Origin of the sequence: Methanoregula boonei 6A8 (genome assembly GCF_000017625.1) — an archaeon.
In the GTDB taxonomy this organism is placed as follows: domain Archaea; phylum Halobacteriota; class Methanomicrobia; order Methanomicrobiales; family Methanospirillaceae; genus Methanoregula; species Methanoregula boonei.
On record NC_009712.1, the window covers coordinates 1,931,099 to 1,954,669 of the forward strand.

35 protein-coding genes are annotated in these 23,571 nt (G+C 57.4%); 13 read left to right on the plus strand and 22 right to left on the minus strand.

Features of this window, described 5'->3' with window-relative positions:
• Window positions 1-14: 14 nt before the first annotated feature.
• The 3 genes from MBOO_RS09665 to MBOO_RS09675 all read left to right on the plus strand — a co-directional run bounded on the left by MBOO_RS09665 (window position 15) and on the right by MBOO_RS09675 (window position 2,281).
• Entirely contained in the window at window positions 15-287 is a 273-nt protein-coding gene (locus tag MBOO_RS09665) for a hypothetical protein (RefSeq protein WP_012107419.1), read from the plus strand.
• 80 nt (window positions 288-367) lie between these two features.
• Window positions 368-1,627, plus strand: coding sequence for a WD40 repeat domain-containing protein (locus MBOO_RS09670; RefSeq protein WP_012107420.1), 1,260 nt, complete (start codon window positions 368-370; stop codon window positions 1,625-1,627).
• A 93-nt stretch (window positions 1,628-1,720) separates the two neighbouring features.
• Complete coding sequence (locus tag MBOO_RS09675) at window positions 1,721-2,281, plus strand: flavin reductase family protein (protein WP_012107421.1); 561 nt, start codon at window positions 1,721-1,723, stop codon at window positions 2,279-2,281.
• A 40-nt stretch (window positions 2,282-2,321) separates the two neighbouring features.
• On the opposite strand, the gene MBOO_RS09680 is transcribed toward MBOO_RS09675, so the two are convergent.
• Window positions 2,322-2,669, minus strand: coding sequence for a hypothetical protein (locus tag MBOO_RS09680; protein WP_012107422.1), 348 nt, complete (start codon window positions 2,667-2,669; stop codon window positions 2,322-2,324).
• Window positions 2,670-2,987: 318 nt separating this feature from the next.
• On the opposite strand from MBOO_RS09680, the gene MBOO_RS13990 reads away from it, so the two are divergent.
• Window positions 2,988-3,137, plus strand: coding sequence for a hypothetical protein (locus MBOO_RS13990; RefSeq protein ID WP_012107423.1), 150 nt, complete (start codon window positions 2,988-2,990; stop codon window positions 3,135-3,137).
• A gap of 56 nt (window positions 3,138-3,193) precedes the next feature.
• Here the strand turns inward: MBOO_RS13990 and MBOO_RS09685 are convergent, their stop codons facing one another.
• The 3 genes from MBOO_RS09685 to MBOO_RS09695 form a co-directional block, all read right to left on the minus strand.
• Window positions 3,194-4,597, minus strand: coding sequence for an MATE family efflux transporter (locus MBOO_RS09685; protein WP_012107424.1), 1,404 nt, complete (start codon window positions 4,595-4,597; stop codon window positions 3,194-3,196).
• Between the two features lie 201 nt (window positions 4,598-4,798).
• Entirely contained in the window at window positions 4,799-5,173 is a 375-nt protein-coding gene (locus tag MBOO_RS09690; RefSeq protein ID WP_012107425.1) for a MarR family transcriptional regulator, read from the minus strand.
• Between the two features lie 97 nt (window positions 5,174-5,270).
• A complete protein-coding gene (locus MBOO_RS09695; RefSeq protein WP_048068432.1) occupies window positions 5,271-5,459 on the minus strand; it encodes a hypothetical protein in 189 nt (62 codons plus the stop codon).
• Window positions 5,460-5,673: 214 nt separating this feature from the next.
• Between MBOO_RS09695 and MBOO_RS09700 the strand changes: the two genes are divergently transcribed.
• The 6 genes from MBOO_RS09700 to MBOO_RS09725 all read left to right on the plus strand — a co-directional run bounded on the left by MBOO_RS09700 (window position 5,674) and on the right by MBOO_RS09725 (window position 9,336).
• On the plus strand, window positions 5,674-6,072 hold the full coding sequence (locus MBOO_RS09700; RefSeq protein WP_012107426.1) for a hypothetical protein: 399 nt from the start codon (window positions 5,674-5,676) through the stop codon (window positions 6,070-6,072).
• An 87-nt stretch (window positions 6,073-6,159) separates the two neighbouring features.
• Window positions 6,160-6,507 (plus strand): hypothetical protein, encoded by a 348-nt coding sequence (locus tag MBOO_RS09705; RefSeq protein ID WP_012107428.1) that lies wholly within the window; start codon window positions 6,160-6,162, stop codon window positions 6,505-6,507.
• 24 nt (window positions 6,508-6,531) lie between these two features.
• On the plus strand, window positions 6,532-7,005 hold the full coding sequence (locus MBOO_RS09710; protein ID WP_012107430.1) for a HEAT repeat domain-containing protein: 474 nt from the start codon (window positions 6,532-6,534) through the stop codon (window positions 7,003-7,005).
• Window positions 7,006-7,081: 76 nt separating this feature from the next.
• Complete coding sequence (locus MBOO_RS09715) at window positions 7,082-7,540, plus strand: phosphate-starvation-inducible PsiE family protein (protein WP_012107431.1); 459 nt, start codon at window positions 7,082-7,084, stop codon at window positions 7,538-7,540.
• Between the two features lie 97 nt (window positions 7,541-7,637).
• Window positions 7,638-8,549: an ABC transporter ATP-binding protein gene (locus MBOO_RS09720; protein ID WP_012107432.1), complete on the plus strand. Its 912-nt coding sequence runs from the start codon at window positions 7,638-7,640 to the stop codon at window positions 8,547-8,549.
• 1 nt (window position 8,550) lies between these two features.
• Window positions 8,551-9,336 carry an ABC transporter permease gene (locus tag MBOO_RS09725; protein WP_012107433.1) on the plus strand — a complete coding sequence of 262 codons (786 nt, stop codon included), beginning with the start codon at window positions 8,551-8,553 and terminating at the stop codon, window positions 9,334-9,336.
• A 24-nt stretch (window positions 9,337-9,360) separates the two neighbouring features.
• Here MBOO_RS09725 and MBOO_RS09730 read toward each other — a convergent pair whose 3' ends face one another.
• Entirely contained in the window at window positions 9,361-9,963 is a 603-nt protein-coding gene (locus MBOO_RS09730) for a hypothetical protein (protein ID WP_012107434.1), read from the minus strand.
• A 167-nt stretch (window positions 9,964-10,130) separates the two neighbouring features.
• On the opposite strand from MBOO_RS09730, the gene MBOO_RS09735 reads away from it, so the two are divergent.
• Window positions 10,131-10,298, plus strand: coding sequence for a hypothetical protein (locus tag MBOO_RS09735; RefSeq protein WP_157677670.1), 168 nt, complete (start codon window positions 10,131-10,133; stop codon window positions 10,296-10,298).
• Here the strand turns inward: MBOO_RS09735 and MBOO_RS09740 are convergent.
• Window positions 10,295-10,852, minus strand: coding sequence for a HemK2/MTQ2 family protein methyltransferase (locus MBOO_RS09740; protein ID WP_012107436.1), 558 nt, complete (start codon window positions 10,850-10,852; stop codon window positions 10,295-10,297). The two genes, MBOO_RS09735 and MBOO_RS09740, sit on opposite strands and share 4 nt — an antisense overlap.
• A gap of 86 nt (window positions 10,853-10,938) precedes the next feature.
• Here MBOO_RS09740 and MBOO_RS09745 point away from each other — a divergent pair, with 86 nt between their 5' ends.
• Window positions 10,939-11,211: a DUF4405 domain-containing protein gene (locus MBOO_RS09745; protein ID WP_012107437.1), complete on the plus strand. Its 273-nt coding sequence runs from the start codon at window positions 10,939-10,941 to the stop codon at window positions 11,209-11,211.
• Window positions 11,212-11,705: 494 nt separating this feature from the next.
• On the opposite strand, the gene rsmA is transcribed toward MBOO_RS09745, so the two are convergent.
• Genes rsmA through pfdA form a run of 9 tightly spaced genes read right to left on the minus strand, consistent with a single transcriptional unit; the run spans window position 11,706 to window position 18,427 of the window.
• Entirely contained in the window at window positions 11,706-12,470 is a 765-nt protein-coding gene (gene rsmA, locus MBOO_RS09750; protein WP_012107439.1) for a 16S rRNA (adenine(1518)-N(6)/adenine(1519)-N(6))-dimethyltransferase RsmA, read from the minus strand.
• Window positions 12,467-13,030, minus strand: coding sequence for a DUF655 domain-containing protein (locus MBOO_RS09755; RefSeq protein ID WP_012107440.1), 564 nt, complete (start codon window positions 13,028-13,030; stop codon window positions 12,467-12,469). Before MBOO_RS09755 ends, rsmA begins: the two co-directional genes overlap by 4 nt.
• Window positions 13,031-13,042: 12 nt before the next feature.
• On the minus strand, window positions 13,043-13,393 hold the full coding sequence (locus MBOO_RS09760; protein WP_012107441.1) for an RNA polymerase Rpb4 family protein: 351 nt from the start codon (window positions 13,391-13,393) through the stop codon (window positions 13,043-13,045).
• A gap of 22 nt (window positions 13,394-13,415) precedes the next feature.
• Window positions 13,416-13,706 (minus strand): 50S ribosomal protein L21e, encoded by a 291-nt coding sequence (locus MBOO_RS09765; protein WP_012107442.1) that lies wholly within the window; start codon window positions 13,704-13,706, stop codon window positions 13,416-13,418.
• Window positions 13,707-14,939 carry a tRNA pseudouridine(54/55) synthase Pus10 gene (locus MBOO_RS09770; protein WP_012107443.1) on the minus strand — a complete coding sequence of 411 codons (1,233 nt, stop codon included), beginning with the start codon at window positions 14,937-14,939 and terminating at the stop codon, window positions 13,707-13,709.
• On the minus strand, window positions 14,930-15,505 hold the full coding sequence (gene trmY, locus MBOO_RS09775; RefSeq protein WP_012107444.1) for a tRNA (pseudouridine(54)-N(1))-methyltransferase TrmY: 576 nt from the start codon (window positions 15,503-15,505) through the stop codon (window positions 14,930-14,932). The genes MBOO_RS09770 and trmY overlap by 10 nt, the downstream gene beginning before the upstream one ends.
• A gap of 1 nt (window position 15,506) precedes the next feature.
• A complete protein-coding gene (locus tag MBOO_RS09780; RefSeq protein ID WP_012107445.1) occupies window positions 15,507-16,832 on the minus strand; it encodes a signal recognition particle protein Srp54 in 1,326 nt (441 codons plus the stop codon).
• The gene (gene ftsY, locus MBOO_RS09785; RefSeq protein WP_012107446.1) at window positions 16,832-17,866 is read right to left on the minus strand and encodes a signal recognition particle-docking protein FtsY; all 1,035 of its coding nucleotides are present in this window, start codon (window positions 17,864-17,866) and stop codon (window positions 16,832-16,834) included. Before ftsY ends, MBOO_RS09780 begins: the two co-directional genes overlap by 1 nt.
• An 18-nt stretch (window positions 17,867-17,884) precedes the next feature.
• On the minus strand, window positions 17,885-18,427 hold the full coding sequence (gene pfdA / locus MBOO_RS09790; RefSeq protein ID WP_012107447.1) for a prefoldin subunit alpha: 543 nt from the start codon (window positions 18,425-18,427) through the stop codon (window positions 17,885-17,887).
• Between the two features lie 213 nt (window positions 18,428-18,640).
• Between pfdA and MBOO_RS09795 the strand changes: the two genes are divergently transcribed.
• A complete protein-coding gene (locus MBOO_RS09795) occupies window positions 18,641-20,125 on the plus strand; it encodes an MFS transporter (RefSeq protein ID WP_048068725.1) in 1,485 nt (494 codons plus the stop codon).
• 565 nt (window positions 20,126-20,690) lie between these two features.
• Here MBOO_RS09795 and rpl18a read toward each other — a convergent pair.
• From rpl18a to MBOO_RS09830, 7 genes are read right to left on the minus strand one after another with little or no spacing between them, the layout of a single operon-like run.
• The gene (gene rpl18a, locus MBOO_RS09800) at window positions 20,691-20,882 is read right to left on the minus strand and encodes a 50S ribosomal protein L18Ae (RefSeq protein WP_012107449.1); all 192 of its coding nucleotides are present in this window, start codon (window positions 20,880-20,882) and stop codon (window positions 20,691-20,693) included.
• Between the two features lie 5 nt (window positions 20,883-20,887).
• Window positions 20,888-21,550 (minus strand): translation initiation factor IF-6, encoded by a 663-nt coding sequence (locus tag MBOO_RS09805; RefSeq protein ID WP_012107450.1) that lies wholly within the window; start codon window positions 21,548-21,550, stop codon window positions 20,888-20,890.
• 4 nt (window positions 21,551-21,554) lie between these two features.
• The gene (locus MBOO_RS09810; RefSeq protein WP_012107451.1) at window positions 21,555-21,821 is read right to left on the minus strand and encodes a 50S ribosomal protein L31e; all 267 of its coding nucleotides are present in this window, start codon (window positions 21,819-21,821) and stop codon (window positions 21,555-21,557) included.
• Window positions 21,822-21,825: 4 nt separating this feature from the next.
• A complete protein-coding gene (locus tag MBOO_RS09815; protein ID WP_048068726.1) occupies window positions 21,826-21,978 on the minus strand; it encodes a 50S ribosomal protein L39e in 153 nt (50 codons plus the stop codon).
• A 9-nt stretch (window positions 21,979-21,987) separates the two neighbouring features.
• Window positions 21,988-22,587, minus strand: a complete 600-nt coding sequence (locus tag MBOO_RS09820; RefSeq protein ID WP_012107453.1) for an alpha hydrolase — start codon at window positions 22,585-22,587, stop codon at window positions 21,988-21,990.
• Window positions 22,587-22,925: a DNA-binding protein gene (locus MBOO_RS09825; protein WP_012107454.1), complete on the minus strand. Its 339-nt coding sequence runs from the start codon at window positions 22,923-22,925 to the stop codon at window positions 22,587-22,589. The genes MBOO_RS09820 and MBOO_RS09825 overlap by 1 nt, the downstream gene beginning before the upstream one ends.
• 15 nt (window positions 22,926-22,940) lie before the next feature.
• On the minus strand, window positions 22,941-23,540 hold the full coding sequence (locus MBOO_RS09830) for a 30S ribosomal protein S19e (protein WP_012107455.1): 600 nt from the start codon (window positions 23,538-23,540) through the stop codon (window positions 22,941-22,943).
• Window positions 23,541-23,571 lie beyond the last annotated feature (31 nt).

Here is a 23,571-nt window from a genome sequence, read left to right on the forward strand (position 1 = left end):
GAAGAGTTCACAGTATGTCTCAAGACGATACCCCGGTCTCGCTTATCATCCCCACCGCGCTCGTCGAGAAGCTGGATACCATTGCCAAATTAAAGTACCTCAACCGCGAGGACGTGATCATAGACGCCTGTGCCTACTACTGCCAGTTTTATGACATGAACAGCGAGCGGTTCCCCGAAACCATGCGGGGCGTCTTTTTCAACCTCGCCCGCCACGATGACGAGTTCCGGGCGCTGCTCCGCAAGGTGGTCCAGGAGAACCCGGCCACAGAGAACAACAACCCGTGAACGCGGGTGCATACCTTTTTTTCGCCCGGGACACGGGCAAGAGTTCTTAACCGATCCCGATCATGGGTTCATTTATTGGAATGCCCACACGCCTGCCCCTGCGGTTCTTCGGGATGTTTGCCCTGCTCTGCCTTCTTGTACCTGCGGCACTGGCAGTTTCACCCCTCTGGATCGTCAATGCCACCCCGGGCGAGAGCCTGTCTGCGGTGGCCATGGCACATGACGGTTCGGTCATCGTTGCCGGGGGAGACCAGCTGATTGCCATCTCCCCGACGGGTGAAAAACTCTGGGCCGGGTGGAGTGGCTCGCCCCTTGCGGTGAGCGCCGATGGCGGGTATATTGCGGCGGCCCAGGGCCAGCTTGTACAACTTATCTCGGGGCAGGGAATCCTTCTCTGGCAGCAGCCGCTGGGCGAAACGGTCACGGCCCTCTCCCTCTCACCGGATGCGGAGGTGATAGCAGCCGGCGGCGGGACATCGATCCAGTCCTGGTACAATTCGGGTGCCGGCATGGGAAAGAACACCACCGGAACCGTGCAGGATCTCGCAGTATCCCCGGAAAAGGATCAGATCCTGGTCTGCACCGCCGGGGCCCTGCAGAGTTTCAACCTCTCGTATGTCCCCTTCTGGAATGACACAACCTTCAACCCTTCGGCTGTGGCAATCTCCGGTGACGGCACCGGAATCGTAGCCGTGAACGGCAACCGGGTACGGATGTACCACGGTGGCGGGGTTCTGCTCTGGAACCAGGCATTCCCCGGGGGAAACATCATCTCCCTTGCCTATTCCAATGACGGATCAACCATTGTTGCCGGGCGGGACGACGGAACAGTTCTTGATATCGGGCGCAACGGGAACCTCATCTGGACCGGGACGGCCGGTGCCTGGGCAACGAGCGTGGCCGTTTCGGATAACGGCTCAACGGTTGCCACCGGCAGCATCGATAACCGGATCCATGTCTACGACGGACAGGGCACGCTCCTTGGGGAAGCTATTACCAAAAATCCGGTAAAATCCCGGTCGGTTGCCGTGAGCGGCGACGGCAGCCTGATCGTAGCGGTTGACAACACGAACGTGTACGGATTTTCGCGCAGCCAGTTTGCCACACCGGCCAACCTGTCCGCGGCATCCACGCCGGCCATGGGAGGGACCACGAACACTACGCTCCCGTCCTCACCGGTAAGCACAACTCTTATGAGCACCCTCTCCGCGACTGCACCGGGGACCGCTCAGGGTGCGAGCCCGGCCCCTGCGGGAACCACCATGCCCGGGTTCTCCCCTCCCCTTGTCCTGTGTGCCTTTGCGGCCCTGGCCTTTGCAAAGGGACGCCTGCACCGGTAAGTGGCTTTTTTCCGGGAGTGCCCGGTCTCACCTCCCAAGGGTAGGGATATCCTTAAACCCCTCCTTTGCAAACCGGAAACCGGTGAACCTCCCATGGAAAAAGTAACGCTCGGCCCGATGCCGTACCTGAGTGTCATGCCCACGGTCCTTGTGGGTGCAAACGTGAAAGGCAAAGCAAACTACATGACTGTTGCCTGGGCAACGGTCGCCTGCATGGCCCCCCCGATGCTCTGCGTGGCAATCAACAAGCAGCGGTACACTGCGATCGGGATCGAGGAGAACAAGACGTTTTCCGTCAACATTCCCTCAGCAGCCCAGGTGATCGAAACCGACCACTGCGGCCTTGTCTCCGGTACACACAAGGACAAGTCAACGGTCTTTACGTCATATTACGGAAAACTGAAGACCGCACCCCTGGCAAAGGAATGCCCGGTCAACATTGAATGCAGGCTCTACAACTCGGTGGACTGCGGGAGCCATCTCCTGTACGTGGGTGAAATCGCAGAGATCCATGCGGACAAGTCTGTCCTGACCGACGGGAAGCCAGACGTTGCGAAGATTGCTCCGATCGTGTACTCGCAGGCCACCTATTTCGGTGTGGGAAAGGAGCTCGACAAAGCCTTTTCCGCAGGCAAGAAGTACCACTCCGCGTAACGGAAACAACCCTTTTTTGCGGCCAGATCCCTGCCCGGCTTTAGCAGTTCACGTGCAGGATCGCGACAAACGGCCGCGGCTCCTCCTTGAGCAGATCGACGATATCCGGTGTGGGCCGGACCACGGTCTCGTAGTGCCGGAATACATCCTCTGCATCGGGAGTAACGGGAAGATCCCCGTACTGGCCGGTCCCTATATAGAGGATCGCCGGCTGCTCGTGAATCAGAAATCCCAGTTCCACGCCAGAAAGGGGCGTGTGGCCATAGGTGCTCTTGAGGCGCTTTGACGGTTTCTTGTGCCTTTTGGTCACGCTCCGGTCGGTATGGACCACCACGTCATGATCATACCGCACACCGTCGATCTCCACCCATCCGTTCCTGGTCTTCATACGGCCCGAAAACACGTCCTCAAATCCACCATTTACTGCCGAACCATTTGAGGATATCCGAAGTACCGCTCAATAGTGCATAAGAGGCATCATACCTGCCCGGTGGAATCGGGTGGCATACCGCAGTCATCAGGGAAGCAGGGAGTTTCCGGCGGAACTGCGGACAGAAAACGGGGGTCTGCGGGAAACAGAAGTACCAGCCACACACCGGGATGCCGGGCAGAGCCTCGCCGGCCTGGCCGGTAACAGGTTATTTAAAGGGGGAAACAGTAAAAGAGCACTGAATCTGAGTATATCTGCTCTAAAGAGGGAGACCTGATGCTTGTCAACCATGCATACCTTTCGCTTGTGGTTCCGCCCCAGGATCGCGTCCTCCTTGCAGTCGCCCTTCTCACCATTGCCATTGTTCTTGCCTATTTCCTGGTAAAAGCGCTGCTGTACTCTGCCGAGCACGAATCCCAAATCTAGGTTTTCCCTCTTTTTAACCTGCGGGAGGGGGATGGCTGCATTCCACCGTAGAGCGATCATGCGTTCCGGCGGAGCCTGCGGATATATACCCGGGCCCAGGCATAGGCAACCAGGCTGCCAAGCGTGACACCCACCACCATGCCCCACCAGACCCCCCGTTCTCCCATGCCAAGGACAATCCCGAACATCCAGGCAAAAACGGCAATAAAGACCAGCTCCCGCAGCACCACGATCGCAAGCGAGGTCATGCCCTTACCCACACCCTGAAAGATCGAAGTCGACATCATGCCCGGCGGGACAAACGGGTAAAAGAGGCACATAACCGAAAGGAATGCCGCAATCTCCGGGGTGAGATACGCGGTCTCTGATGAGTACGTAAAAACAGTCGCGATCTGGGAGGAAAAGAGCCAGGTGATCGCGCTGGTGCAGAGCGCAATGGCAAGTCCGAGCAGGATCGAGAAGTGGTGGATGATAGGGAGCTTATCAAAGTGCCGTCCCCCGTATGCAGCCCCGGCTACGGAAACGACCGCAAGGGCGATCCCTACGATAGGAATGACCGCAAACATGACCAGCCTCCAACCCGCGGTGTATACCGCTACGGCGTCGGTGCCGGCAACCATCACGAGCATGAGGTTGACAAAGATCGAGAGGATCGCCATCATGAAAAATTCCGTGCTGGCGGGCAGGCCCACGCCAAGGATACCCATGGCCGTCTTTTTGTCCGGGACAAAACCATTCCATGAGAGCGAGACATAGGTGTCTTTTTTGACAAAGAACAAGTACAGGAGCACGAGGGCGACCATGACCTGGGAGATGATCATCCCCCATGCGGCACCGGCAATGCCCATGTGCGCCCGGTAGATGAGGATCGGATCGAGGATCATGTTGAGGATGGACGATGCGCCAAAGACATAGAAGGTCCGTTTCATGTCACCTTCGGCCCGGAGGATGGCACCAAGGATACTTGTGACAAGAAGGAGGAGGGTCCCGGCAAAGATGATCTGCCCGTACTCAAGGGCGAGCCCCAGGGTTGGACCGGCGCCAAACGCGATCAGGATGGGTCCGGCAAAGGCAAGCAGGAGCGCGGTCGTGACAACCGAGATCACGGTGATGATAACCAGGGAGTGGACAGCCGCACTGTCTGCCCCTGCACGGTCACCTGCCCCGATCCTCCGGGCAATAAGCGAGGCTGCCCCGGCGCCAAGGCCGTTTCCGAAGCCAACGAGCACCATGAACAGGGGAGAGACAAACCCGACCGCGGCAAGGGCATCCGGGCCAAGACCGGCCACCCAGATTGCGTTGATCAGGTTGTAGGTCGACATCAGGAGGATGACAACGATCATCGGGCCCGAGAGTTTCAGGATCGCCTTTTTGGGATCGCCGGTCAGGAGGGCAACGCCAAGTGTTGCCTGTACAGGGACCGGTTCCGGGGCCTTCCCTGTCGGGGAATCAGCGGACATGGCCGGTACCCCCGTTCCTTCCCGGGGACGCACAGCGCCGGCAGGACTGCCCAAAAAGACTGCCGGTGCCGGCCAAATGTCCAGTCAGAATGTTTTTTCACTCCCGGGAAATGGCACCGGAACAGGAGATCGCGGTGCCGGCTAGAAATCCTGACTAATAAGGGCTGGAGAGACCAAAAAAAGTTCCGCCGGATAGCGGGTTTACGAGACGTAATCCCGGATCTTCCGGGTGAGCTCTATCTTGTGCCGGATCTCGGTCTCCTTTTCTGTCTGGATCTGCCCGACGATCTCCGCGATGGGCCGGGAAAGGGAAAAGATGTTCTGGGGCCTGCCAATCGCATCGGTCTTATCCAGCCGGCTTGCAACCCAGCCCCGTTCCAGGAGATACTGCATCGCAAGGCTGACCTCGGGCTGGCGGAGATCGGCTCCCCTCTCGATATCCCGGGAGGAGGCCTCACCGGCGTAGGCAAGGAAGACCAGGACCTTTGCCACGATCCGGGGGAGACCGACTGCGATCAGGGTGCCGGCAAACTCCTCTTCCCGTTCAGTGAAATACTGGACTTTCATTCCCGGCATACTTTTTATACACCCCTATTTCCATTATGTTAATTCTATTTTACATAACCCATTCTTATAAATATTGTGTTTATACCCCCTTGTATCTCCTGTACATCTAACTTATCCGGGAGATCCGGACGACTATTTTGTCTCCCTGCTTTTTGAGTTCCACATTTATCTGGCGATCCCCGAACGCGATCCGGTGCTCGCCATATTTGCCGGCGGCAATAAGCCGCTGGAGCCGTGCCATGTCCGCACGGGGCATCCGACGGAAATCATCATCCACAAAAACAACTGTTGCCATACAACGGACGCTCCCGCGGGCATCCCGTTACCGGGACTGCCCTCTCAAAGGATAGTCTTTGTACGGGCACGTGTATCAACTTTCTGCGGAGATCGCGGCGCCTCTGCCTGGATTCCGTGGTTTTTCACCCGGTTTCTGGATTTAACGCGTCTTTGCGCTTTTTTATGAGGAAACATTAAATATCGTATCCCTGCATATGCCTATATGAATTACTATGAGCAGGGAGAAGATCAAGGTCCCAGGCAATGTATACGAAGAACTGGTAGCGCTGGAGCGTGAGATCCACTTCACGCTGGACACCCAGGACACGGTAAAAAGGGCAGAAGACCGTGGGTATATGGCAGCCGCCAACTGGATCCGCAACAACGAGGAAGCGTACAAGGTCGGCTTCTCGTGGGGATTTGAACCCGCAGCAGAGGAGCCTCAGGGCATGATCCGGGACATCCCCCAGCGCTCGGAACCGGTACAGAGGCGAACGGTTGCCCATCCGCCCCCCATCCAGGCAACCCGGCCCGAACCGCAGCCCCCGCGGACCCCCCAGAGGAGATCCTCATCCGGCAGCAGCACGGGCATTATTGCAGGGATCAAGAAGTGGATCAATAAGTACTTCTGATCACCGGTCTTTTTTTTGCAGATACCGGGCAGGCAAAAACAACCTGTCCTGCAGCACTATCACTGACCCCGGATCCAGGAGGGACACATGGCACGCGAACTGACAGAAAAGGACCTCGCAATATTCAAAAAACTTGCTCCCGAATGCGACGATCTCACCTGCGGGGGATCAGGGCACCGGTTCCACGCGATCCTGCCCCCGGTCTCCAACCACTTTGCCGAGAGTGCGGAGGATTTTACTGAGCGGATCAGCCGGCTTTCCGATGAGGAACTGGCCTATATCACCGACAAGATCCTCACCGGCGAGGAGGGTCTTGGGTGCGTCGAGCCCGAGGATGCAGAAGCACTGGTAAAACTCGTCCACGACCGGATCTCCCCCGATATGGCAAAAAAAGTAATTGCCGCTTACGAGTCCGGCGGGGAATGCAACACCTGATCCCGGGTTAATTCCTTTTTTCGTATGGCCGATATTTCCACCCTGCTTGCCGGTCTTGGTTCCACTACGGTAAAGATCCGGCGCACGGCCGCTGCGGCCCTTGGCCGGTCCGGCAACCCGGAGGCAGTCATGCCGCTTGTGCAGGCGCTTTCTGATCCCCATCCTGCCATCCGGATCGAGGCCACGCTTGCACTGGGAAGGCTGGACGACGCACGGGCTGTCCCGGGGCTTGTGGTTGCACTCTCCGACACCGATCCCAGGGTCAGGGCAGGGGTGGTTGCTGCCCTTGGGCGGCTTAAGGACAAAAGCGCAGTGATCCCCCTTACCGCGTGCCTCTCGGACCGCGACGATCGGATCCGGGCCGGGGCTGCAGAAGTACTGGGAAAACTCGGGGACCGGCGGGCTGCTACGGCGCTTGCCGCGGCCATGCACGATCCCTTCGAAGAGGTCAGGGAAGCGGCAGGACGGGCGATTGGCCGGCTGCAAAAGAACAGGTGAGCCGGGCCAGGTCCGGCCCATGATTTTTTAATCCCGTACCATCTTACCTACTGGTATCTCCCAAGGAGTGCGTACCATGCCAGAAAATACCCCTGCAGCAAGCGTACCAAAAAAACAGCGCGGTCTCGACTATGTGATCCGGTTCTTTTCCCTTGTCCCACTCGCGATGTACATCATTGTCGCGGCCCTGCTCACGATCATCGCCATCTTCTCGGTCTACGATGCGGCCCTGCAGATCGTGGATATGATCGTTTCCCGCGACTTTGCCGACGGTCTGGTCCAGACGATCTATGCGCTGCTCCTCACGATCACCATTATCGTGCTTTTCGAGACGGTCACCGTCTATTTCCGTACCAAGCGTGTGGATGTGCGGGCGCTCTTGATTGCCGGCGTTACCGGCCTTGTGCGCCACATCCTGGTCTACAATGTGGCAACCACCGACGCTCTCCAGATGTTTGCCACCGTGGCGCTGCTCGCGGTCCTCATCGTGGGGATTGTGTTTGTAAAAAGCGAAGATCAGATCTCACCGGTCTGATTTTGCCGCACCGGATACAGAGACAGTCCGGGGGTTTTGGAAACATCGCGGGCATTTTATGGGCCGGCAATAAACTGATGGATACTGGGGGAGTTGCATGACTGCGATTATCGAGGCCGACGAACTGACCAAGACCTATAACGATATGGTTGCGGTCAGCCATATCCGGTTTTCGGTAAAAAAAGGCGAGATCTTCGGATTTTTGGGGCCCAATGGCGCCGGCAAGACCACCACCATGCGGATGATCGAATGCGTCTCCCCCCGGACCTCGGGGACGCTCCGGGTATTTGGCATGGATCCTGAGGTAAACCCGGCCGGGATCAAGCAGAGGATAGGGGTTGTCCCACAGGAGACCAATCTTGACCCGGATTTCACCTGTGCAGGAAACCTGCTGGTCTATGCCCGGTACTTCGATATCCCCTCCGCAGAAGCGCAAATAAGGGTTAAAAACCTCCTCGAATTCGTGGCGCTCACCGAGAAACGCGATACTGCAATCGACAAGCTCTCCGGGGGAATGAAACGCCGCCTCATCCTTGCCCGGGCGCTCATCAACAACCCCGATCTGCTCATCCTGGATGAGCCCACCATCGGCCTTGACCCGCAGGCCCGCCACCTGATCTGGGAGCGCCTGCGGCTCCTGCGGGCGCAGGGGAACACCATCCTCATGACCACCCATTACCTGGACGAGGCTGCCCGGCTCTGCGACCGGCTGGTGATCATGGACCATGGCACGTTCCTGGTGGAGGGCGCCCCTGCAGACCTGGTACGCGAGCAGGTGGGAAGCGAGATCATCGAGATGGATAACACCCCCGAGGTGATCGCCTGCCTTGATGAACTCGGCGTGACTTTTGAGGTGGCAGGCGACCAGGTACAGGTGGCAACCGATGCGTCCTCGCGGGAACTGGCAAAAATCCTGCTTGACCGATGCAAAACCAGCCGCGTGAGCACGCGGCCGGCAACACTTGAGGACGTGTTTCTGAAACTGACCGGGAGGACGTTGCGTGAGTGAGATGGCGCACCTCTGGGCCATTCCCCGGGTCTCGCGCCGCGCCGGCAGGGTCTGGCGCCGCAACTTCGATGTCTTTTGTAAGACCTGGAAGGTGAACTTCTTCCCGCCGTTTATCGAGGCCCTCCTTTACCTCTCGGCCATCGGCCTTGGGATCGGGAGTTACATTGGCGCACTCAACGGGGTGCCGTACGTGAATTACATTGCACCGGCCATCCTTGCCATCTCGGCCATGAACTCGGCCTTCTTCGAGTGCACCTATGGCTCCTACGTGCGGATGTATTACCAGAAGAGCTTTGACGCGATCATCGCGACCCCTCTCTCCATCGAGGACGTAATCGCCGGCGAACTTCTCTGGGGCGCCACCCGGGCCGTGATCTCGGTTACGATCATGCTGCCGGTGCTCGTGGCCTTTAACGTGATCTCCCTGCCCTTCTCGCTTCTTACCATACCACTGGCATTCATCGGCGGCCTCATGTTTGCCGGCCTTGCCATGTGCTTTACTGCGATCACCCCGGGCATTGACACCCTCAACTACCCGTCGTTTTTGCTCATCACCCCGATGATGCTCTTCTCGGGCACCTTCTTTCCGCTCTCGATCCTCCCGGCGATCTTCCAGTACGTTGCCCTTGCCTTCTTCCCGCTCACGCACCTGGTCTCACTCATGAGGATGGCTACCCTTCCGGCGCCGGGTGCGATCCTTTTGCTCAATATCACCTGGATCCTTGTTGCGACCGTGGTGTTCTGCATCATCTCGATCAACCTGATGCGGCGCCGGCTGATCGTATAACGGAGAGGGAAAAGAGATCCGCGATCAGAGAGAGCCGGTCCTTTCCCGCGGCCGGTGGAAAGCGGGAATGCTCTCCCCATAGGGAGAAGGTGCCTCTCCTGCGGCACCACCGGCGGGATCCGCCCGGGGGGTTCCTGACGAAGATGACCGGTGGAGAAGACAGAGCGTTTCGTCAAGGCCCGCAACCAACGCGCGGATCTCTTCAAGAGGAAATTCCCCTTCAAGCTCGGCAAGGAGGACCGCGATCTCCTCCCGAAGCGGATCGCGTGCAATCCCGGCAAGCGAACACATGCCCAGCTCATGGTAGCAGAACAGGGTCCGGTACGCTTCCGTGTACACGAAAAGGTCCGAGAAGAGTTCCTTACGGTATGCACTGCCACCTTCTTCTTCGAGTGCGGCAAGATCCCGGCTGATACGCCCAAACTCCGCATGATGCTCCGGGGAACACCGGGCCTCAGTCTCACCTGAAGCCATCAGGCGGCGCAACGGGTACAGGGCAAAATAGGGGGCACCGGCCCGGTATCTCCCAAAGGCACTGCGTTCTGCGGCATGGGTACTGGTCTCTTTTACTGCCGTGGCAAAATGGCGGAGGCGGCAGGTGATGTCATCAGGAGTAACGGTGTCCATGGGATTACCTGGTTATTTTGGTGCAAGTAAAGCGGGATCGGCGAAAAATCTGTATACATATTGCCGGTATTTCCATAAATAATTTGATTTTGCCGGGAGTATCCCGGTGCCGTATCTCCGAAATGGGAAAAAACTACTATCACAAACGGCGTATACTGAGGAACCGCATGAAAAACCTCCGCCAGCTGATATTCTTTTACCTAATATCCTTAACCGGGCTGCTCTGGGCTGCTTTCCTTCTCCTGAACAGCGACTGGTTCTACCCGGGGCTCTGCATGATCGGTATGATCCTTGCCACGAACGTAGTCGTGCTGATCCTCTGGATAAAAAGCTAGTCTCCCTGCCGCGTGATCCGGAGCACGAAGAGATCCTCTCCTTCCAGTGCCTGCTGCCGGACCACCGATACCGCAAATCCGTACCGGGAAAAGAGTTCCTGTACTTCGGGGAGTCCGGTCAGGGTGGAGATCAGGAGCAGGAGCCGGCCGCCGGGGGAAAGCACATCGCCGACAGATGATGCGAATCGATCTATGGTTGCCCGGCCGGTTGCCCCGCCATCAAGTGCAAACTCCAGCCAGTCATCGATCCGCTCCTCAGGCCGGGTCGGGAGGTAGGGGGGGTTGAAGAGGATAAGATTGAACCTGCCCCGTATGCCGGAAAAGAGATCGCACCGGATGACATCAAGGCCTTCTTTTCTGGCACAGAAGACCGCGTGGGGGTTAATATCGGTGGCAACAACCTCATGATCCCGCACCAGTGCTGCCGCGATCCGCCCGGATCCGGTGCCAATTTCAAGCACCCGGTCCCCAGGCCTTACTTCCTCCTGCGCTGCTTCAAGAAGCAGGAACGTATCGGCCTCGGGTTGGTACACCTGGGTGGGATCACAGGGCATGACACAGGAATCTGGGGCAAAAGAGGGGAAAAAGGGATCGCCCCTAGCGCAAAATAATATGAGCAACTACGAGAAACGGAGATTCAATGGATGCCCCAATAAAGGTAAAATGGCTCATCGACCTCCTTATGGGAGTCTCGTTTCTTGTCTGTTTTGTCACCGGCCTGCTGAAATACCAGGATCTCCTCGAGCTGACCGGGCTTAACAACATTGTCCTCCCTGCCGCCCAGATCTCCGATCTCCACGACTGGACCGGGCTCCTGATGGGATTTTTTGTCTTCCTTCACCTGATCCTGAACCGCCACTGGATCATCGCTACCACCAAAAAGATCCTTGCCGTAAGCAGGAAAGAGCCCTGATTTTTTTGCTGCCCGGGTCGGCATCCAAAGGATCGGCCCCGGGATGAAACTCTGGTTTTTGTTCCCTGAATTCGGGTATCCCTGCGGCTTCCCCTCAGCGTGTATATGAGGGATCAGCAGGATAGCCCGATCTTTTCAAATCCTTTGATTCACCCTTACCCGCACATGTTCTCCGCCACCAGCGGGAAGATTCTCACCGTATTCTTCTGATCGGGAATATCGGGAGACCCGGCGCAAAAAAGATGCCCTGTTACAACGGCAGGTCCGGCCCGGTTCTCCCATAAAAATCCCGGTTACAATAAACTCACCGGGAGTATATACTGATAGAAAAAGGGGAATGACCGTGTACTGTACCATTCTCAGATACAATCCGTAAGAACAGACAAAAAAAGGGAGCCCTGCCAGGATCACCAGCCAATAAAACGGGAAATCCAAAAAAATGGGGAGGTCTCTCGTCGAAAAAGGGGCAGAAATTTCCGAAAAAAATCCAAAAATTATACGAAATTTGCTATTGTTGCAAAATCTTCCAGGTACAGTTCTTCCGGCCGGCTCTGGAGAATTTCACCCGGCAGTGCGTCAATAACACGCTTTGTCCATTCGGGAGCAAGGATGCCCGAAGACCCCCGAAGACCGTTTCGTACCGTTTTTCGCCGGTGGGTAAAGAGCGCCCGTACCACGTCCGCGTACCGCTTTCTATCATTAACCCCAAAGATAGGGGGGCGGGGAACAATCTTTACCACCATCGAATGCACCTGTGGCTTGGGGGAGAAGCAGGCAGGCGGGAGCGTGAAGCACCGCTGGACGGTCGCATACGTCTGAACCATGATCGAGAGGCGCCCGCAGTCCTTGGTGCCTGCCGGGGCTGCCATGCGCTCGGCAAACTCCTGCTGGTACATCAGGACGGCAACACTAAACCCGAGATCGAGAAGCCGGAACGTGATCTTTGACGAGGCCGAGTAGGGAAGGTTGGAAACCACCATCTCAAAGGGCGGAAGGGGGCATTTTGTCGCATCCCCGTGCGTAACGGTGAGCGTCCCTTTCTGGATCTCTTCAAAAAAACGATCGGCCAGCTCGTCGCAGAGGATCCGGTCCAGCTCCACCGCGTGGACAATGGCACCCCGGTCGAGCAGGGCCCGGGTCAGGGCCCCGTTCCCCGGCCCGATCTCAAGAACCTCTTTTTCCTTCACGTCCGCACAGCCCGCGATCCGCTCGATCGCGTTCTTATCGATAAGGAAGTGCTGGTCGTACCGGGCTGTCATTTTGTGGTAAAGAGATGGTACTTGACGTCCTTGTCCTGCAGTTCTTCGAGGATACGGGCCTCGATCATCTTCTCCGGGTGGGGCAGCGATTTGATCCGGGTGGAGATATCTGCGAAGCTCTCGAAAGGCTTGCGGTTTCGCGACTCAAGCACCTCCCACATCAGTTTCTTCCCGATGCCGGGCAGAAGGTGGAGCATGTGGAGTTTGGGGGTGATCGAGATCGCCTTGTTAAAGAAAGTGACAAAGTCCTGTTCGCGCTCCTTTACCACCTGCTCGACCATAAACGGCAGCTCTCCCTTTGCCGTGGGAGTCAGTTCTTCGTACCCGATCCGGCGTTTCACCCGCTCGATCTTGTCCCTTTCAGAGTCCCCGATATACATCTTGTCATGCAGGTTGATGACCACACCGGGTTTGGGGATCAGCTCGAGCAGTTTGAACTGCTCAAGGCCCATTGCCTGGATAACCGGTTCACGCTTGAACTGGGGCCGGGGATCCCCGGCATGCCCTTTCATGAGCACGTCCAGTACGATCGCGTTGACCTCTTTCTTCTCGGCCTTCATGATCTGCACCCCTTAAAAGTGTGCCATGACCAGGTCGATGATAGAATCGATCTCTTCAGGAGAAAGAGTGAAACGCTCCTTGGCAAAGATTGCCCGGACCTCATCCCGGCTCTTGGGCATGATATTTGCGATCCTATAGGCAATCTCCGGTTTCATCTTCTCGAGCTTGAGAAGTTTCTCCACGAGTTCCTTGGATTTTTCAGGAGTGGTCCTGGCAAGCTGATTGGCATGTTCCATGCTGCGCCGGAATTCATACGAAAGTTCTTTTTCCGCAGCAATTCTCTCGGATTCCACGCCCTGAAGTGAAGCGCGGAGCTCCGGGAGCGTAACCTTTTCTTCGCTAAGAACGCCCTTGACTTTCATGCCAATCACCTGACAATTGAGTTTACTTTTGTGCTTTTAGATGTTGCGGTCTTGCAATGACCGTTTTTTCCGCATTACCGTCGTGGATTGTGAGCATCCAGGCCCGGCCCCTCTTACCGATCACGGTGCCCGTGAGCCCGTGGAACCGGCGGTGCGGCATACCCTTCTGGACGCTTGAATTCACGACAATGTGAACCTTCTCGCCCACTTCGAACTGCTGGATCACGGAGGTGACCGGCGGCAGCCCGCGCTGTCTTAACTCTTTCTTGAACTTATACCGTGTTTTCTTTCTGGGTCCGTTGTGGTGTGCCATTTAATCTCCCTCCTGTGGTCCTTCTACCTGCACGACATCAAGACTGGTGACGCGTGCCGGTCGTTGCAGGATCTCGGCAAGACTCGGGATGGTCCTTCCCTGATCGCCTGATATGAGTTCTTTGATGTAGAGGCCGGCTTCGCCGAGGACTTCAAGAATGAACTTTCCGTCCTGTTCCCCCACATACTCGATATCGAGGACTTTACGCTCCCGGATCTTATCTGCTCTCCGGTGGGCGACCCGTTCGGGCGTGCGCTGCTGTATTGTGACGCCCTTTAAGGTATTCAGGGCATTTGCAAGCAGTTCTGCCGGCACCTGCCCATCAACCTCGACCAGGATCCTGTATTTTTTATGCGCTTTGCTTGATTTAAGGGTTTCCACCTCCGAGCGGTCGCTCCAGCGCGAAAGGGCAACCGAAACCCTTCCTTCTGCAGACCTGTTGATCTCCGCTTCCACGGCGGCCAGATCAACAGAACGTTTCCTGGGTGCCACGATCTCAAGGATAAATGGCCTGCCGGTACCCACGCAACGGGCGTCGATATCTTCCCTGCCCGCCCCGTGCAGGACCGCGTTCTCCGCATCAAAGAGTTCGATGACCGGCCTGCCGATCAGTTCTTCCACCGAGTCTGCGTACTGCTTGCCGGTATAATTGCACTTCTCGCAGCCGGCACCCCCGCAGGCCCGGCAGTTCCAGTGAGTCTGCGGGATGCCGCGCTCGAACTTCTGGTACCTGCCATAAAAGAACAGGGCATTGACCTGGATATCCACGAGACCTGACGCCGGGTCGAGCAGGACGGTGATATCGGGTTTTTTGAAGTCCACGACCTTTCCCGTGATGACTGATACCGCCTTGCCTACCTCCCGGTTCACCTCGGACTTAAACGGTTCCGGTTCGCCAAGCGAGAGATCGCTCCAGACCATCTCCTCGTTCTCCGCGATAAGCGGGGGGACCCGGCAGCCGACAAGGAACGTCTTGTACTCGTGGCCTTCCAGGGCTGCTGCGACTTTCTGTGCCCATTGGGGAATATTATCAAAGAAGTTGCCGCAGACCCAGCAGGTGCCGCTAAAACGCTCGTATGGCTGGTTTGCAGCAAGGGCCCGTGCGATCCGGAGCCCCCGTCCACGTTCATCATTGGTAAGGCCATGCGAGCGTTTCCCAAAGAAACGGCCCAGGCAATGGTCGCAACACTCGCCATAGGCAAGGATCTTTTCAACCTGTTCGTTTATCTCCATCCGTTTGTCCTCCGGTCGATCTCGTTTGAGATCACCGTAATCGTGTGATCGGCGTGCAGGCAGGCAGGCCCCACCGAGTACCGGGGGGCATCCCGGATGAGTGCCTCTTCTTCTTCCGTGAAATTCTGGTGGTCTGACAGGAGAAACGCCCCCGGCACTTCCTTGGCCGTGCGGATATCGGTACCCTTCTCGTCCAGTACGGCAAATGCCTGTTCTGCAAGGAGGCGTTCAAGGCCTCCGTTTCGCACAAAGACCCCGGGTGCTGCCTCGCGGAACTCGCTCCCGCACGGGATTGAGAGCGCCTTTTTGATAAGCGCCCCCGCGCTCCGTTCATCAGGAGACAGGGACCGGATCTCACTACCCTTGAAGAGCACCGTTTTGGGGGGTTTGGGCTCGCCAAGCAGCACAAGGCCGCACTCCACATCCCTGCGCAGGTCATGCGAGAGGAAGAGCGACGCATTTACGCACCGGCAGAGCACATCCATGCGCCCGGCACCAGGCAGGTCGTTTAAGGAGAATTCACCGTCCGTGCGGGCACGGTGCCCGACAATGGCAAACACGGTCATCTCACTGCATTCCGGAGAAACGCTTCATCAAGCGCTGCATGTTGAATTTCCCGCCACCGGAACCCCGCAGGCCCTTGAGGGTCTTGTGCATCATCTTGTAATATTTCAGGAGTTCCCGTACCTCTTCGGGAGTACCCCCGGCACCCCGGGCGATCCGCTGCATCCGGGAGCTGTTGATGAGGGAAGGATCGTCGAGTTCCTTTGGGCTCATCGAGTCCATAAGGATCCGGTACCGCGCCATCTTGGTGCTGGTGACATCGTAGACCCCCTCGGGGAGCTGCATGTTTCCCATCGGGAGCATGCTCATGATCTGCTTTAAGGGCCCCATTTTGTTGAGGGCTTCGAGCTGCTTGTACATGTCGCGAAGGGTGAAGTGGCCCTTCATCATCGCTTCCATGTCCACCTCGTCAGCCATCTGGGCTTCCTGGACCTTCTCGACAAGGGCCTGGAGATCCCCCATACCGAGGAGACGGGAGATAAACCCGTTTGCATCGAAGCGTTCGAGATCTTCGATCGTCTCCCCGGCACCGATAAAGACAATCCCGCTCTTTGTCTCGGCAACTGCCGAAAGGGCGCCACCGCCTTTTGCCGTGCCGTCCATCTTGGTGATGATCACGCCATCGATCCCGATCGCTTCGTGGAACCGTTTTGCCTGCTCGCTTGCCTGCTGGCCAAGTGCGGCATCGATCACGAGCCAGCGGTGGGATGCTTTCGTGAGTGCATTGAGATCGATAATCTCCTGGATCAGGTCGGGCTCCAGAGCGTGCCTGCCCTGGGTATCAACGATGATGACTTCCTGGTCCTTAACCGCAACAAGACCCTCCCGGACAATCTGCCGGGCATCGGTAACCTTCGGGTTGCCAAAGCAGGGCACGTTGATCTTCGCACAGAGCGTGGAGAGCTGGTCGTACGCCCCGGGCCGGAAGGTATCGGCGCAGATCACCCCGACCTTCATGCCCTTCTTCTGGAAGTAGCGGGCGATCTTTGCCGTGGTCGTGGTCTTGCCGCTCCCCTGGAGACCGGCCATGAGAATGACCTGCGGTTCTAGTTTTAAGTCGGCGCTGGCGTAGACGAGCCGTACCAGTTCCTGGTACACAATCCGCAGGACATGCTCGCGGACATTGGTATTTTTGGGCAGCTCTTCATCAAGCGACCGGGTACGGATCGCTTTTGAAAGATCCATGACCAACTTGACGTTAACATCGGCGGAGAGGAGCGCCCGCTGGAGATTTTTTACCAGCTCGTCAACCGCCGCTCGGTCAACTACTGCTTTTCCTGCCAGCTTTTTTAAGGCGTCCTTGAGCGAGCCTGAAAGGCTGTCCATCATCAGGCAGCACCGCCAAGAAGTTCTTCTACAACCGCCCCGGGCTCAAACGGCATAATATCCTCATATGCCTGGCCGGTGCCCAAGAAAAGGAGGGGTTTACCAATGGTATGGGCGATTGAGATCGCCGCCCCTCCCCGGGAGTCCATGTCGGCCTTGGTGAGCACGATCGCGTCTGCACCCACGGTCTTGTCGAACTCCGCTGCCCGGACCACCGCGTCGTTCCCGGCAACCGCCTCGTCCACGTACACGATAAGATCGGGCTTCATCACGCGCCGGATCTTCTCAAGCTGGCTCATAAGGTTCGCCTTGGTGTGGAACCTGCCTGCGGTATCGGCGAGCACCACATCTGTTTTGTGGGCAATGGCGTACTGCACGGTATCGAAGAGCACCGCGGACGGGTCGGCACCGGTCTGGTGCTCGATCACCTTGATACCAAGCCGCTCTGCATGCACCCCGATCTGCTCGATGGCACCGGCCCGGAACGTATCGCCGGCCCCGATAACAACCGAGAATCCTTCCTTTTTGAGATACGCCCCGATCTTTGCGACCGTTGTTGTCTTGCCGGTGCCGTTTACCCCGGTAAAGAGGATCTTGACCGGCCGCTCATGGGACCGGATATAGGCCGGGAGGTCAAAACCCTGGCCAAGAACCTTTAACAAGGCGGATTTGAGGGACCGGACCACAAGGGAGTCCACGGACTCTCCGATCTTGCGGTGCTTTCCTACGAGCCCCGCACGAATATCGGCAATCAGGGCATCGGTTACGGGAAGAGCCACATCGCTTTCAAGAAGCGTCATCTCCAGTTCCGAGAGCGCATCGGCGATGTCCTTCTCCGATACCACCAGTTCCCGGTCGATGATGAGGATCCGGACCTTGTCGGCAAGGGTCGGGTTCTTTGCCGGGGCTTCCCCCTCCTTCTCAAGTGCAGCCGGTTTTTCCGGCTCCTGTGGTTGTGATGCTGCCGCTGCAGCACCGATACTTGCGCCAAGCCGGTCCCGTGCAGACTGCAGCCGTTCCCTCAGACCCGAAAACATAACCGTAATTCCGAACTCTTATTCTTCGTCGTGATCTTCGTGATCGTGGCGGTGGGGGACCGGGCTGCCACCCGGGGCCTGCCGGTACCCCTGTTCGAGCCGTTTTGCGATCTCGTTTGTCTGGGCGCGGAGTTTCTCCAGCGCCTCGCTAACCTTCTTCTGCGAGGCCTCAAGTTCGGTGATACGGTCCTTGAGGTACTCGATCGCATCAACACTTGTCTTCTCCACAATGACCTCTGATCCGATATTGAGGAGGACTTTCTCCGGTTCAAGGACTTTTGCCCGCAGGCTTGCCCCGCCACCTATCTGGAGGAGCACGGTGCCGTCTTCTGATGTGGCAAGCGCCTCAAGCGCCTCGATCGCGGCAAGCGCCTCCATGCGCCCGTTCTCCATGAGCTCGAGCTGGCCGGCAAAGACCTCGGCCTGCTGGCCGTATTCTTTTAAGTAGTACTGGAGCGTCTCAATTTCATTCTGATCCAAGGGTTGTGCTGCTGCCACGATCCGTGCCTCCCCGTTCTTTTGGTACCGGGTCTTTCTGATATGTTTGTCCGCAGGGAGCATAAATACATCATGATGCGGCGTGATGCGGCGCTTCCCGGCCGGCAATCGGCCCGTCCCGCCTCCCCCATATCCCGCTCTTTTTCGGGGGATCCCCCTCGTTACCCGGTCACAAAACCCGCATGCCAACCCTGTCCGCTTCTGTACTCAAGTGTGGTTGCGGCCAGTAAGGTCGGATCACAATTCTCTTGACCCATGGGAGGCAACATCCCTTTCATGAACAGTCAGGGCTCTGCCCCCCGGTCCGGTTTTTTCCTCCTTGTCTTCTCCATCTCGCTTGCCACATTCATGGCGGGCCTTGACGGCACGATTGTCAATATCGCGCTTCCGACAATCTCGGAGGCGTTCCACGTCTCCTCCACAACGGTGAGCTGGGTTGCCACCGCTTACCTGCTCGTGATGGCCGGCTGCGTGCTGATCTTCGGGAAAATATCGGACATCATCGGTTTTAAGAAGATATTCCTGACCGGTTTTGTCATCTTCACGCTCGGATCACTTGCCTGTGGCACCCTGCCGGACCTGTTCCATTCCCTTCCGGTGCTTGTGGGCTCGCGCATGGTCCAGGCAATTGGCGGGGCAATGATCACTGCCATTGCGCCGGCCATGGTCACGGCGTACATCCCCTTGGACCAGCGGGGAAAGGCAATGGGCATTGTCATGACGCTTGCCGGCCTTGGGACTGCGCTCGGGCCGACCATTGGGGGATTCCTGACCCAGTACCTCTCGTGGCACTGGATCTTTTTCATCAACGTGCCAGTTGGGATCGGTGCGGTTATACTCGGCACCCGGGAGATCCCGGCATCGACAGCCAGGGGCAGTCTTGCCGGTTTTGACCGGTCCGGCGCCGTTCTCATATTTACCGGCCTTGCCGCCCTGCTCTTTGTAGTCTCCGAAGGAGAGACGATGGGCTGGACCTCCCCTGCCATCCTGGGTATTGCCGCCCTTGCCATAGTCACGCTCGCGTGGTTTATCCGGCACGAATGCCGGCTCTCTGATCCGCTTCTTGACTTCTCGCTCTTCAAAAACAAAAATTTCCTGGCCGTAAACCTCCTGCTCTCCCTGGTATTTCTGAGCTTTTCCGGGATCAACTACCTCCTGCCGTTCTACCTCAAGTACATCGGGGCCTACGATACCTCCACTGCAGGCCTGATCATGACCGCGCTTTCCTTTGCCATGATGGTGGCAGGTATCCTTGCCGGCATGCTCTTCAACCGGACCGGCCCCAAGCTGCTCTGCATTGCTGCCGGTATCCTGCTTACCGCAGGCTATTTCCTCATCATGCAGCTCCACCCGGATACACCGGTCGGATATATCGTCCTCTGTCTTGCCCTCATCGGGTTTGGCCTGGGCCTGATTATCACCCCGGCTTCGAACCTGGTGATGAACTCGGTGGCAAAGGCAAAACAGGGCATGGTCTCAAGCCTCACGAGCCTCGAACGCTTTGTCCCCCTCACGCTGGGTATTGCAATGTTCAACCTGATCTTCCTGTGGGGGATCCTCTCCATTGCCACAAACCACAATGTGACACAGGCCTCCCCGGTCGACCTGCAGATAAAAGTAGCCTCAGCCGGTTTTGATCTTGCGTTCCTGGGCTCGTTTATCCTGGGCCTGATCATCCTTGCCCTGACGCTCGTGATCCGTCAGGAGATCCACCCGGATTACGAGAACGACACAGGAGAAAACGGACCGGGGATGATCTAAGAAAAGGTATGGGGCTTGGAGATTTGAGCCGGAACTGCGGCTTTTTGGGAGGTTATAATGGAGGGCTCCCCGGCTCGTACTCGGACATTTCCAAAAATATTGGGGGGGGTGACCCCCCCCATTCCAAAAAAAACCGGTCACCCCCCTCCCCCCTCTTGGCGCTCCGCAAAAAAATTGATCGGACCGATCAATTTCAAAATAGGTCGGGGCAACCCCTTTTCTTCCAATATCGCAACATATGCTTCCACTGGAGTTTCAGGTGAAACGGGATGATCAGTCCGATCGTTTCTGAAAATGGCCGGACCGATCAATTCCGGAATTGGTCGGGGCTACCGATCATGCAGCGGGATCTCAGGTGGCCCCCTACCCTCCACTCTGCGCTCCGCAAAAAAATTGGCCGGGTCGATCGATCTCAAAAAAGATCGGGGCGGCCCTTTGTTCATTGGTAGAGGACAGCGTTTCCGGAATGAGAGACGGATTGGATAACCCTGCACAATCCGCAGCGAAAAATCCGAAATCCCGGATCTCCCGGTGACCTGCCACCGGGAACAGGAAAAAGAAAGAGTTACTCTTTAACCGGCGAAACGCCGGAGACCGTGATGTAGCGTCTCTTGAGGTTGTGCTTGCTCCCGATGGTTGCAAAGGTGCGCTCCTCAGCCTGCTTTGCATTCGGGGCCTCGATCACTTTCGTGTAGGGCATCCAGTCTTCGCCCATTAAGAAAGTTCCTTTCACTTCAAACTTTTGCTCTGCTGCCATAATTCTCACTCCAGAAATCCAAATACGTCCTCGACCCTGCCCAGTTCAAATCCGCTTGTTGCATTACCGGCCAGGTATCCCGTGTCATTCACCAGAAGACCGGTCCCGACAAGGCCGCTGCCCATGTTAATTGTGCCGGTACCGACCGGGATGCCTGATACTGTTTCGAGCCGGGCAATCTCCTGCGCTGTTGCCCGCGGATGGACAATCACGCCCTTGTTGGTCGCAACCCCGGCCATGCCGGTTGTCCGCACTCCCCCAAGTGTCAGGTGGATCACCTCAACACCAAGGAATGCGCCGATCTCTTCGGCAACCTCAGCGGGAAGGTCGGGGTGCACCGCGGCAAACGTATCGTTTGCCATAATGACATTCCCCGCTGCGTTCATCGTCTCGCAGAGCAGCATGACCTTCCGGTGCTTTTTCAAAACCGCAAGTTCTTCATCGGTTGCAAGCCCCGAGACCACGAGGCCCCGGCTGTTCCCTGCAACAAGCGATCCGATGATCGCGCTGCCCTGGATCGTGGTAACCAGCAGTTCCACGCCAAGACCCTCGCGGATTGCGTTCCGGAACTCTTCCGGCGCCTCCGGTGGGATCACGGCAATGTTGCCTGCTACCCGGGCAAAGACCCCGATATTGGGATCCCCGGCAAAGGTGGTCGTGCGTTCCATATGCTTACGATTCCAGGGCAAGTTCCGCCTGGACCTGCCCGTCCTCCATCTTCATGGCGCGGACGCGGATTTTTGAGGGCGGTTTTTCGGCTCCCCTGCTCCACACCTTCTCGTTGATGGTCTTGTCAAGCTTGACGTCCTCGGTCTTCATGTGCTTGGCAAGGTACTTGCGGATATCCTTGATCGCGCCATTGGCACGCTTCCACCGTGGCATCCTGCGGGCATCCCGGAGGGGGATGATGTAGATATGCTCTTTCATCTCTTCTGCCATGATCTTACACCTTCAGCACACTTCTGCGCCAGTTGCGTCTTTTGGGGTGGTTGACCACCGCTCTCTTGGTCCGGATCATGACCCACTGGGGCACGCGCCGGTTCTGGTCGCATGCTTTCGCGAGCCGGATCTTCCTTCCTTTGCTGAGCTTGCTCATATCATTCACCTAGTTGTTCGTGTTCTTCTTTGTTCCCACCACAAGCGACTGCTCGTGATGCAGGGGGAACAGGGCAGCCGGATCCGCGCCAAGGGTGCGGACAGCAGCCCGTATCTCGGACTCGTAGTCGCCGTTTGCGATCGTCCCGGTCTCCCCGTATTCCACGAGGAAAAACCGGTCAACCAGCCGGTCAACATCGGCCCGCATATAGCCAAGAAGCGGGCGCACATACGTGCTCCCGGTCCGGCTGCAGATGCTCTGCACCTGATCCCTGGTGAGCATCGGGACCCGGTCGTCAAACCGGGTGCCGTCTCCGACAACCCTGTACTCACCGGCAAGGGTCTCGATGGCAGTCCGGTGGATGCGGTTGATCGCGTCATTGGGATATCCGCATGAAATTACCATCTCTGCCATCTCTTCTGCCATACCTTCGGGAAATACCCGTTTTTTCAAACGGAGCCCCAGCGCCTGCGCGGCCTGTTCTATTGACGGGATTAAGCGGGCGGGGTCGAACACAAACGTGTTGAGTTCGACCTCGAAATACGTACCCAGCATGATCGCTGCAAGGGAACTATCCTTCCCGCCGCTGTAAAGCACTCCTGCTTTCATCACTTTCTGGTGATCGAGTAATCCCGTTTTGCCGGTGCAAGCTGCCGGAGCAGATCTTTGAGCTGTGCATCGGTGATCTTCTGCCGGAGACGCCCGCTCTGGGCAAGCATCACCAGCTGCTGTTCCACGGCGCTCGCGAAGTCCGGTTTTGTCAGCCGGATGGTGTTGAGACGTTCCCGGGCATCAGGCTCGAGAACCTGCATGAGCACCATCTGGATCTGGGACTTGAGACGCTGCTGGCGTTCGACCTCCTCCTGCATGGCCTGCTGGTCGCCGGCCTGCTGCTGGAGTTGCGCCATCCTTCTCTTGCGGATCTCACTCAGCTCATCGTCTCCCATGGATCATCACCGTTGTTACTCTTCGGACTTCTTGCTTTCAGATTTCTTGCCTTCGCCTTTCTTTGCGGCAGGCTTCTTCTCGGCCTTGGCATCGTCGGACTTCTCGCCGCCTTTCTGAGCCTTGCCGCCTTTCTTGGCCGGCTCGGCCTTCTTTGGCTCCTCGGCAACCGGTTTTACTCTCTTCGGGACCGGTGCCGGCGGATTGGTGAGCACCTCTTTTGCCACGCTGTCCAGGAAGGCCATGCCGGCAGGAGAGACTTTGCGCCCGGTCTTGTCGTGCACAATAAGTCCTGCTGCCTCAAGCTGCTGGAGAGCTTTTCTGAGAACAGAGCCACTGCCCTTCCGGAAAGCATTCGGTTTAGAGCCGCGGTTCTTGCTCCCGCCATAGAAACTCCGCATCCGTTCGACACCCAGGGGGCCGTCGACATAGACGCGTCTTAACACTGCTGCTGCCCGGGTAAACCACCAGTCGGGATCCTCGGGGGGCATCTCCTTATGTACCCCGGTCTTTGCAAAGGCAGCCCATGCCGGCGGCTTGATCTCCTGCCGCTTCTTGAGCTCCTCGGCTACCTTCCTGATGAGGTGGTCGGCCGGGACATCATATACGGTCGTCATGACTAGTCCTCACTGTATTTAAAACTAAATA